This is a genomic window from Vibrio sp. 1078-1 (assembly GCF_033340475.1).
Genome location: NZ_JAWOWM010000563.1, coordinates 1 through 606, shown reverse-complemented (window position 1 = coordinate 606; position 606 = coordinate 1). Strand labels below are relative to the sequence as shown.

1 protein-coding gene is annotated in these 606 nt (G+C 47.4%); it reads left to right on the top strand.

Going from position 1 to position 606, the window contains the following annotated elements; genetic code table 11:
- The coding region (locus R7190_RS28800) for an acyltransferase family protein (protein ID WP_411978100.1) at positions 1-606 on the top strand (606 nt) is incomplete at both ends.

Here is a 606-nt window from a genome sequence, read left to right as displayed (position 1 = left end):
AGCAATCCACTCGAAACTTTAGTCAACTATGCGAAACCTCTAATGAAAATTTGGTTGGTTTGGAGCGTGATCAGCTTACTCATGCCGTTCCAATGGCAAGTCGTAGCAGAAGCGGGATACCTTGCCGAACGACAAGGCTACTGGGGATACTTAGCGTCTGTACCACTGAATTCATTACTAGAAGGCGGGCTTGTCCACCTGTGGTTTATTCCAGCATTGGTGATTGCGGTCGCTATCATCGCCTTCTTAGTTCGAATTGGCATGACACAGTTACTGCTTCCAACAGCAGTGCTGCTTTACGTCTATGGTGTTTTGGCAGGCAGCTATGAACCTCTCACCGATTTACCTGCTCCGTTTTTCACTCGTAATGGGCCATTTTTCAGTACCTTGCTTGTGGTATTTGGCTACTTGATTCGAGAAAAACAGTGGCTTTGGTCACGCAACAACACCATTCGCCTGATTCTCCTCGGTATGGCTCTGCACTTTGGTGAAGCCTACTGGTTGATGCAATACGATGTGGCCTTCAACTCTAACGACTTCTTGTTTGGCACCGTCATTTGGTCACTCGGCGTGTTCATGTGGCTGTTAGTTCCTCCTAATTTTGGC